Source organism: Nocardiopsis lucentensis DSM 44048 (assembly GCF_000341125.1).
Lineage (GTDB): Bacteria > Actinomycetota > Actinomycetes > Streptosporangiales > Streptosporangiaceae > Nocardiopsis > Nocardiopsis lucentensis.
On the sequence record NZ_ANBC01000839.1, the window covers coordinates 1 to 9544 of the forward strand.

The window sequence follows — 9544 nt, forward strand, 5'->3', positions numbered from 1 at the left end:
TGTGCGTGGGACACGTCGCCTCCTCCCGATCGGCGAACGGTGGTTCGTTCACCGAGGCATGCCATGCCGGATCGTTCCGGCATAAGGAGCCTAAACAGGACCCGGATCCGCCGTCAACGCTCACTTCACGACGCACAGGGACTCCACTCAGTAGTCGGTGACCTGCAATTTCTGGAGAAGAAACCGACACCACCCCCTTGACGTGTGGAGCGGGTCACATTAGGTTCACAGGACGCCGGAACGATCCGGCATTCCGGTGTCCGGCCCCGGTCCTGAACGTGTCCGGAGGCCGATCCCCCAGCCGACCGAAGGACGACCACCATGACGAAACGACTGGCCGCCGCGGGTACGGCGCTCGTGTTCCTGGTCCCACTCGCCGCCTGCGGCGCGGACCCCGGTCCCGCCGCGGACCCGGCCGCCGAACAGGAGCCCGGGTACCTGGCCGTGGCCGACGACTCACTGGAGGGCACCGGCACCCTCCGTGTCGACCTGGACTACGACACCGCCGAGGCCGCCGGCCTCGATCCGCGCACCGCCGACGTCGCCCGCTCCTGGAGCCTGATGGGACTGAGTTACGACACGCTGGTCGAGGTAGGACCGGAGTTCGAGTTCCTTCCCTCGCTCGCCGAGTCGTGGGAGACCCCCGACCCGACCACCTACGTGTTCACCCTGCGCGACGACGCGGTCTTCTCCAACGGCCGCCCGATGACCGCACGCGACGTGCGGCGCAGCCTGGAATTCCTCCTGGAGTCGGAGTCCACGTGGGCCGCCCAGCTCGGTCCCGTCGAGAGCGTCGAGGAGACCGGCGAGCACGAGGTCACCGTTCACCTGGACCGCCCGCACACCGCCCTGCTCGGGGCCCTGGCCAACACCCCGGCCGGGATCCTGCCGATGGAGGAGGTCGACGACGGCACCGTCGACGTCACCACCGAGATGATCGGCACCGGGCCCTACGTCGCCACCAATCACGCGCAGGACGAGTCCTGGACCTTCGAGTCCAACGAGCACTACTGGGGCGACCCGCCGGCCGTCGAACGCCTGGAGATCTCGATCGTGGAGGACGAGTTCAACCGCGCGGCGGCCCTGCGCGACGGCAGCAGCGACTTCGCCTACTTCAACAACGTCGACACCCTCGACCAGTTGGCGGCGGAACCGGCGGCCCGCGTCGTCTTCCAGGAGAACACCGACTTCTACTACCTCATCCTCAACTCCGCCGACCCCGACTCCCCGCTCTCCGACGACCGCGTGCGCTTCGCCGTCAACGCCGCCGTCGACCGCACCCAGCTGGCCGAACTGGCCCTGGGCGGCCACGCCCGCCCCACCGGGGTCGCCCCGGCCGCACTGCCCGACGCCTGCCCGGCGGGCGAACTGCCCTCCGCGCGGATCGGCGACGACGAGATCGCCGAGATCCTGGAGGAGGCGGGCGTCACCGAGATCGAACTGTCCCTGGTCACCTTCAACTCCGAGACGGCCCCCGGCCAGATCGCCCAGGTCGTCCAGCAGCAGCTGGCCGGGCACGGCCTCAGCGTGGACATCGACATCGTCGACGACGCCTCCTTCGGCGCCGCCCTCTACAGCGGCTCCACCGCGACCGTCGACATGGGCGTGAGCTGGTACGCGGGCTACGGCGACGCGGGCATGGTCTCACGCTGGTGGAACACCGACACCGCGGCGTTCACGGCCGACTTCATGGCGGGTGACCCCGCCGTCAACGACCTGGTCGTCCAGGTGGGCGAGACCCCGCGCGGACCGGAGCGCGAGGAGGCCCTCACCGACCTGTGCACCGCCGTCGACGAGCGCTCCGAGGTGGTCCCCCTCGTCACGCGCCCCAGCGTCATCGGTTACCGGACCGACGCCGTCAGCCCCACCCTGCACTCCGTCGAGGGGTACGGCGACATCCTGCGCAACATCACCGACTTCCGTCTCGTGAGCTCCTGACATGCGCCTCCTCACCTGGCTCCCCGGCAGGCTGCTCGGCGCGGCCGTGGTCCTGATCGGCGCCTCCGTGCTGATCTTCACGGCCGTCCGGCTCCTGCCCGGGGACTACGCCCAGATCGTCCTCGGTCCACTCGCCTCCGCTCAGGAACGCGAGGCGCTGCGCACGGAGTTCGGCTTCGACCGCACCGTGGGCGAGCAGTACCTGCTCTGGCTCGGCCAGGCGGTGACGGGCAACGTCGGCCACTCCCTGGCCAGCGGCGAGCCCGTCGCGGGAGAACTCGCCGCCCGGCTGCCCGTCACCGCCCTGCTCACCGCGATGGCCGTGGTCTGGACGGTCGTCATCGGCGTCCCGCTGGGCGTCCTGGCCGGGACACGGACCGGAACCGCCCGATCGACGGCGGCGGGACGGCTGGTCAGCAGCCTGGGCATCAGCGTCCCCGACTACGTCCTGGCCGCGATCGTGGTCTTCGCCCTGTCCAGCCTCCCGCTGGGGCTGAGCGTGGGCGCGGTCGGCTCACCCGCACGGGACCTCGGCGGAACGATCGTCGCCCTCCTGCCTCCGTCCCTGGTCCTGGCGGTGTTCGCGATCGCGGCCACCGCACGGGCCACCCGCGACTCGGTGCTCAACGTCCTCGTCGAACCGCACGTGTCCGCCGCCGTGGCCCGCGGGGAGACCCGGCTGTTCATCATCACCCACCACGTGCTGCGCAACGCGGCCGTGCCGGTGCTCACCCTGACCGGGACCATCACCGCCATGCTCCTGGGCGGCGCGGTCATCGTCGAGAGCGTCTTCGACATCTCCGGCGTCGGCTCCTACCTGGTCCAGGGCCTCGGCCGACGCGACTACCCGGTCATCCAGACCTGCGTCCTGCTCGCCACGACCGTGTTCGTCCTCATGAGCCTGATCGTCGACATCGCGACCGGCCTGCTCGACCCCAGGGTGGCCGTCTCCGGGAGGAACCGATGAAGGACACCGCCACCGGCGGCGCCAAACGCGCGCGGTCGCGCACCCCGGTCCGGGACGTCGTCGCCTCCTTCGACGCCCTGACCCTGACCTGCGTGGGCGTCCTCGCGTTCCTCATTCTGGCGGCCGTCGCCGGTCCGCTGGCGGGCGTGGGCGGCGACCCCACCGCCATCGTCGGACCCCGGCTCGCCCCGCCCACGGCGGAGTACCCGCTGGGTACCGACAGCCTGGGGCGTTCCCTGCTGCCCCGGGTGATCGAGGGCGTGGGCACCACCCTGGTGGTCTCCGCCGCCGCGGTGCTGTGCACGGCGCTGATCAGCACCGCGGGCGGCATCGTCGCCGGCTACCACGGCGGGGGGGNATGCGGATCGGCGACGTCCTGTACGCCTTCCCCGCCATCGTCCTGGCCATCCTGGTCGCGTCGGTGGTGGGGCCGGGTCGGACCGCGGCACTGGTCAGCATCGTGCTGGTGACCGTGCCGCTGATGACCCGGATGGTGGGCGCGGCGGCCCGGCTGGTGTGCGTCCGCGACTACGTGACCGCCGCCCGGATCAGCGGGGTGAGCGCCCCGCGGATCATGGTCAGACACGTGCTGACCAACGTCTCGGGGACGGTCGCCGTGCAGACCACCTACGCCCTGTCCGTCGCCATCCTGGTCGAGGGCGGTCTGAGCTTCCTGGGGTACGGGGTCCAGCTTCCCGGCTCCTCGCTCGGACTGCTCATCCAGGAGGGCACCGTCTACATGGTCAAGGCGCCGTGGGCGCTCCTGGCGCCCAGCGTCATCCTGGTCCTGGCCATCGTGGCCATCAACGTCATCGGTGACAGCCTGCGGGACCGCTTCGAACCCCGGAAGGCGAGGTCGTTGTGAACCACCTGCTGCGCGTCGACGGCGCGACCGTCGACTACACCACCCGGCACGGCCTCACCCGTGCCCTGGACGGAGCGGATCTGACGGTCGCCCCGGGCGAGCGGGTCGGCCTGGTCGGCGAGAGCGGATCGGGCAAGTCCACGCTCGGACTGCTCGTCGGCAGGCTCCTTCCGTCGAACGTCGCCACCGGCGGTACCGTCGCCGTCGACGGCCGCGACGTGCTCTCGCTCGACCCCCGGGAACTGCGCGACCTGCGCCGGCGCGTCCTCGGCTTCATCCCGCAGGACCCGGTCGGGGCGCTGGACCCCACACTGCGTGTCGGACGCCAGATGCGGCTCGCCCTGCGCGGGTCGGCGGGCGAGGACCGGAACCCGGTCGACCTGCTGGAGCGGGTGCGTATCGACCGCCCCGACCGGGTGCTGCGCCTGTACCCGCACGAGATCTCCGGCGGTATGGCCCAACGGATCGTCATCGCCACGGTGATGGCCGCCGCTCCCCGGCTGCTGGTCGCGGACGAGCCCACCGCCGCCCTGGACGCCCAGTCCCGGGAGGAGGTCACCGGCCTGGTGATGGACCTGGCCGGGAACGAGGGAACAGGGGTGCTGTGGCTCAGCCACGACCTGAGGGCCGTCGGGCGCTGGTGCGACCGCACCGCGGTCATGTACGGGGGCCGGGTCGTCGAGGACGGCGCCACCCGCACCGTGCTCGACGACCCGCGACACCCCTACACCCGCGCGCTGTCCCAGTCGGACCCCGCCCACGCCGTCCCGGGGCGTCGCCTGCCGGCCATCGCGGGCGGTCCGCCCACCCTGGCGGCGGGCGCCGAGGGCTGCGCCTTCGCCCCGAGGTGCCCGCGCGCGGTCGCCGACTGCGAGGGCCACCGCCCCCTCCCCCGCGACGTCGACGGCCGCACGGTCCTGTGCCTGCGGCCCGAGTCCCAGGCCACCGCACCCTCCGACGTGAAGGCGGCATCGTGAGCACACCCGAGACCGTGGTCGAACTGCGCGACGTCGACACCGTCTTCACCTCCGGCCGAGGGCGCGCGCGCCGCGTCCTGCACGCCATGCGCGGCGTCGACCTGCGTGTCGCCGCGGGCGAGACGCTCGGCCTGGTCGGCGAGTCCGGCTCCGGCAAGAGCACGACCGGAGCGGTCGCTCTGGGTCTGCGCCGCCCCACATCGGGGACGGTGACCTTCCTGGGTGAACCGATGCGCCGCGCGCGGCGCAGGCCGGGGGCGATCCAGGCGGTCCTGCAGAACCCGCACTGGTCGCTGAACCCGCGGCTCCAGGTGGGGGCGACGGTCGCCGAACCGCTCGCCGCCCGCGACGGCTCCTCCCTGCGGGCGCACCGGGAGACCGCCCGGCGGATGCTCGAGCGGGTCGGCCTGCCCTCGGGCGTCGACACGCGCCACCCGCACGAACTCTCCGGGGGCCAGCGCCAACGGGTGGCCATCGCCCGAGCCCTGATCACCGAACCGCGCTTCATCGTCTTCGACGAGGCGGTCAGCGCCCTGGACGTCTCGGTCCAGGCCCAGATCCTCAACCTGATCCGGGACCTGCAGGAGCTGCACGGCTTCGGTTCGCTGTTCATCTCCCACGACCTGGCCGCCGTGCGCTACGTCGCCCACCGCGTCGCGGTCATGCTCCGCGGCGAGATCGTGGAGACCGCGCCCACGTCGGTCTTCCACGACGTTCCCCGACACCCCTACTCACGCCGACTCCTGGAGGCCACGTGAACACCAGTCCCGAACCACCGCCGGAGGCGCCCCGCCTCACCGGCGTCCCCACCTGGGGGGACCGGCCCGGCAACGCCGACCTGTCGCCGACGCCGGGACCGGGCCGCCCGCACGGGCACGTCGACTACGACTTCCCCGGGGTCGAGGTCGGCGTGGCCACCTACCCGGAGGGACCCACCGGAACCACCGTCGTCCACGTCCCCGCGGGGGCGCGTATGGCCATCGACGCCCGGGGCGGGGCCATCGGGCTCAGCAGCGGCTTCGAGTACCTGGCGCACGCCGTGTGCCTGACCGGCGGTTCGGTCTACGGCCTCGGGGCCGGTTCCGGGGTCGCGGCCGAGCTGCTGACCCGCGCCGGGAACCGCACCTCCATGGAGAACCTGCGCCTGGTCTCGACCGCGGTCATCTACGACTTCTCCGCCCGCGACAACTCCGTGGTCCCCGACGCCCGCCTGGGCAGGGAGGCGGTACGCGCCGCAGGGCACGGCTCCGTTCCGGTCGGGCGCGTGGGCGCCGGCGCCTCCGCGTCGGCGGGCAAGGTGGACTGGTCCCGCTGTGAGTTCGCCGGGCAGGGGGCGGCCTTCCGCCGCGCGGGCGACGTCCGCGTGCTGGTGGTGACCGTGGTCAACCCCCTCGGAGTCATCGTCGACCGCGACGGCACCGTCGTGCGCGGCAACTACGACACCGCCACGGGCACCCGTCGCCACCTGGACTCCGACTACGCGACGGCGTTGGACGCCGCCGCGGTCCCGCGCGCCGAGCACGGCAACACCACCCTCACCGTCGTGGTCACCAACGCCGCCCTCGACGACCGGGAACTCGACCACTTCGCACGCCAGGTCCACGGATCCATGCACCGCGCGATCGTCCCCTTCCACACCGAGCACGACGGGGACACCCTGTTCGCGCTCACCACCGACGAGATCGACCTGGGCCGGGGCGCCGACGACGTCCCCCGTTCCGTGGCCGTCGGCGCCATCGCCGCCGAGGCGGCCTGGGACGCCGTCCTCGGCAGTGTCCGCCCCCACCGCACCAACGACCCTCAGGAGCAGCAGTGAGCACTGTTTCGCCCCGGCTCGTCCCGGTCCCCGACTGGGAGCCGGGACCGGGCAACGACGACTTCGACCGGCTCGTCCCCGTCCACGGCGACGGCTCCGGAACGGTCGACTTCGACTTCCCCGGAGTGGAGGTGGGCACGGCCGAGTACGCCGAGGGCCCGACCGGCGCCACCGTCGTCTCCGTGCCCGCCGGCGCCCGCACCAGCGTGGACGCGCGCGGCGGAGCGATCGGTATCGTCGGCCGCTACGAGGAGTTCAACCACGCCGTGTGCGTGGCGGGCGGCTCCTCCTACGGCCTGGCCGCCGCCACCGGGGTGCAGCAGGAGTTGCTCCTGCGCACCGGCAACCGCGTCGGCTGGCGGGACCTGCGCACCGTCGCGGGCGCCGTCGTCTACGACCTGGGAGCCAGACCCAACGCGGTGGTGCCCGACGCGGCGCTGGGACGCGCGGCCCTGCTCGCGGCCCGGCCCGGCTCCGTCACGGTGGGCCGCGCGGGCGCGGGAATCAGCGCCTCCGCGGGAAAGATCGCCGCCGCGCGCTGTGAGTTCTCCGGACAGGGTGCGGCCTTCCGTCGCCTGGGCGACGTCCGGATCCTGGTGGTGACCGTGGTCAACCCGGTCGGCGTCGTCGTCGACCGCGACGGCACCGTCGTGCGCGGCAACTACGACGCCGCCACGGGCACCCGACGCCACCCCCGGGAGGACTACGCCCGGGCGCTGTCGGAGGGGGTCGCCCCCACCACTGAGGCCGGCAACACCACGGTGACCGTGGTGGTGACCAACGTACGGTTGGCCGCCAAGGATCTACGGCTGTTCGGCCGCCAGGTGCACAGTTCCATGCACCGGGCCATCCAGCCCTTCCACACCAACCACGACGGGGACACCCTGTTCGCGCTCACCACCGACGAGGTCGACCTGCCCGCGGCCGGCGCGCCGCCGCTCGGGGAGAACTCGGTGAACTCCGTCGCACTGGCCACCGTCGCCTCCGAGGTGGCCTGGGACGCCGTGCTGGGTGCCGTCCGATGACGGTCAGACGGCTCATCGCCGACACACCGGACCCCCGCGCGAGGGGAAAGCTCGTCGGCGCCGCGGGCGCCGACGGCATCGCGCTCAACGTCCGCTTCTACCGGCGTCTGTTCGAGGCGGTGGGGGTACGTCCCGCCGACCTTCCCGAGCTGGGCGCCGCCTCGGTCGACGCCATCGACCGCTGGTCGTCCGACCTCGGCGAGGAGGTGCGCGGCCTCGCCGACGGCTCGGGGCGTCCCACGTGGGAGTTGGGCATGCTCAACGCCCGCACGGAGATCCTCGCCACCGTGGGCGCCACCGGCGAGGGGGAGTGCTCCACCTCCGTGGTCCTGCCCGAGAGGGGTGCGCCGATCACCCTCCAGACCTGGGACTGGCACGACGAGTCCAACCCCGACGCCCAGGTGGTCCGCCACGTCACCGCCGACGGGGTGGAGGTGCGCTACTTCGCCGAGTTCGGCATGCTCGGCAAGATCGGCCTCAACGACGCGGGTGTGGGCGTGCACTTCAACATCCTCAACCACGCGGCGGACGGGGACGGGATCGGCGTCCCGGTGCACGCGGTGGCGCGCGAGGTCCTGGACCGCGCGCGGGGGCTGGACGAGGCGATCGCGATCGCGCGCTCGGCGCGGGTGTCCGCCTCGACGGTGCTGACGCTCGTCGCCCACGACGGGGGAGGGTCCGACGCCGCGTGCGTGGAGCTCAGCGCGGGCGGCTCAGCGGTGATCCGGCCCGAGGACGGCCTGCTCACGCACACCAACCACTTCCTCGACCCGGAACTGGCCCGGGGGGAGATGGCGCGGGCCACCTCCGACAGCTACCCCAGGCTCGACCTGTTGGGCCGCAACCGCGAACGGCTCGCGGCGGACACCGTCCCCGAGCGCGCCCTGGGCATCGCGGTCCACTCCGAGGACGGCGCCCCGCTGTGCTGCCACGCGGACCCGGATCTGCCCTTCCACAAGCGGTGGCAGACCCTGCTGACCGCGGCACTCGACCTGAAGGCGGGGGTGCTGTGGTTCCACGAGGGCACTCCGTGCACGGCCGCACCCGCATCATGGCAGGTGTTCTGAACCGTGCTCGCGGGTCCTGCCGGGCGGGCCGCCGCGGCCCGCCCGGCGGGGGCCGCCGTCGCCCCGGTGGTCCTACCCTGGCTTGCGAGGCATGATGGAGTCCATACGGAGAAGGGATCGGCATCCTTGAGCGCGGTCACGATCGTCGACGTCGCCCGTGCCGCGGGCGTCTCCAAGACCACGGCGTCCGACGCCCTGCGTGGGCGGGGGCGCGTGTCGGAGGCGACCCGTGAGAGCGTCGTCTCGGCGGCCCGCCGCCTGGGGTACGCCACCAACCGCTCGGCACGGTCCCTGCGGACCTCCACCACCGGGGCCGTCGGCCTGTACATCCCCCAGGTACTCGTCCGCTCGGAGTACTACCTGGCCTTCGTCCACGGAGTCCTGAACACCGTCGCCGACTCCGAGTACGACGTCACGTTGATCGTGTCGGCCCACCACGCGCGCAGGGCGGCCGTCCCCCGCGTGGACGGCCTCATCCTGTGCGACCCCGTGCACAGCGACCCCATGGCCGCCCGGCTGATGGCCTCGGGTCTGCCGGTGGTCACCTGCGAGCGGATGGCCGGGGCGCGGCCGACCGGCGTGGTCTGGTCCGACCACGGCAGACAGGCCGGCCTGCTCCTGGACCACCTGCGCGACCACGGCGCCCGCAGGATCGCCCTGTTGGCCTCCACCACCGACTCCGACTGGGCCCGCTCGATCGAGTCGGCCTACCACTCCTGGTGCCGCGCGCACCGCTTCCAGGCCTCGGTGGCCACCGTCGCCTTCGGCACGGAGCCCGAGGCGTTGCAACGGGAGGTCGGGGCGCTGCTGGACGCCGACCCCGACGTGGACGCCCTCGTGTGCGCCTCGGACGGTGTGGCCGCCGCGGTCGCCCCGAGCCTGGCCGCCC

The 9544-nt window shown here is 72.9% G+C and carries 9 protein-coding genes; all 9 read left to right on the forward strand.

Annotated elements, in window-relative coordinates:
* Positions 1–321: 321 nt before the first annotated feature.
* Complete coding sequence (locus D471_RS0129005; RefSeq protein ID WP_017601859.1) at positions 322–1938, forward strand: ABC transporter substrate-binding protein; 1617 nt, start codon at positions 322–324, stop codon at positions 1936–1938.
* Between the two features lies 1 nt (position 1939).
* On the forward strand, positions 1940–2905 hold the full coding sequence (locus D471_RS0129010) for an ABC transporter permease (RefSeq protein WP_017601860.1): 966 nt from the start codon (positions 1940–1942) through the stop codon (positions 2903–2905).
* 358 nt (positions 2906–3263) lie between these two features.
* Complete coding sequence (locus D471_RS41435; protein ID WP_206538983.1) at positions 3264–3770, forward strand: ABC transporter permease; 507 nt, start codon at positions 3264–3266, stop codon at positions 3768–3770.
* Positions 3767–4747: an ABC transporter ATP-binding protein gene (locus tag D471_RS36790; protein ID WP_017601862.1), complete on the forward strand. Its 981-nt coding sequence runs from the start codon at positions 3767–3769 to the stop codon at positions 4745–4747. The genes D471_RS41435 and D471_RS36790 overlap by 4 nt, the downstream gene beginning before the upstream one ends.
* Positions 4744–5505: an ATP-binding cassette domain-containing protein gene (locus D471_RS0129025; protein ID WP_017601863.1), complete on the forward strand. Its 762-nt coding sequence runs from the start codon at positions 4744–4746 to the stop codon at positions 5503–5505. Before D471_RS36790 ends, D471_RS0129025 begins: the two co-directional genes overlap by 4 nt.
* Positions 5502–6563, forward strand: a complete 1062-nt coding sequence (locus tag D471_RS0129030; protein ID WP_017601864.1) for a P1 family peptidase — start codon at positions 5502–5504, stop codon at positions 6561–6563. Before D471_RS0129025 ends, D471_RS0129030 begins: the two co-directional genes overlap by 4 nt.
* On the forward strand, positions 6560–7588 hold the full coding sequence (locus tag D471_RS0129035; protein WP_017601865.1) for a P1 family peptidase: 1029 nt from the start codon (positions 6560–6562) through the stop codon (positions 7586–7588). Before D471_RS0129030 ends, D471_RS0129035 begins: the two co-directional genes overlap by 4 nt.
* Positions 7585–8655 carry a C45 family autoproteolytic acyltransferase/hydolase gene (locus D471_RS0129040; protein WP_017601866.1) on the forward strand — a complete coding sequence of 357 codons (1071 nt, stop codon included), beginning with the start codon at positions 7585–7587 and terminating at the stop codon, positions 8653–8655. The genes D471_RS0129035 and D471_RS0129040 overlap by 4 nt, the downstream gene beginning before the upstream one ends.
* 126 nt (positions 8656–8781) lie before the next feature.
* Positions 8782–9544: LacI family DNA-binding transcriptional regulator (locus D471_RS0129045; protein ID WP_017601867.1), on the forward strand; the 763-nt coding region annotated here is incomplete at its 3' end.

What these genes read in the sequence shown, in the direction of transcription:
- D471_RS0129005 (WP_017601859.1), top strand. Translation starts at nt 322, where the DNA reads ATGACGAAACGACTGGCCGCCGCGGGTACGGCGCTCGTGTTCCTGGTC.
- D471_RS0129010 (WP_017601860.1), top strand. Translation starts at nt 1,940, where the DNA reads ATGCGCCTCCTCACCTGGCTCCCCGGCAGGCTGCTCGGCGCGGCCGTG.
- D471_RS41435 (WP_206538983.1), top strand. Translation starts at nt 3,264, where the DNA reads ATGCGGATCGGCGACGTCCTGTACGCCTTCCCCGCCATCGTCCTGGCC.
- D471_RS0129040 (WP_017601866.1), top strand. Translation starts at nt 7,585, where the DNA reads ATGACGGTCAGACGGCTCATCGCCGACACACCGGACCCCCGCGCGAGG.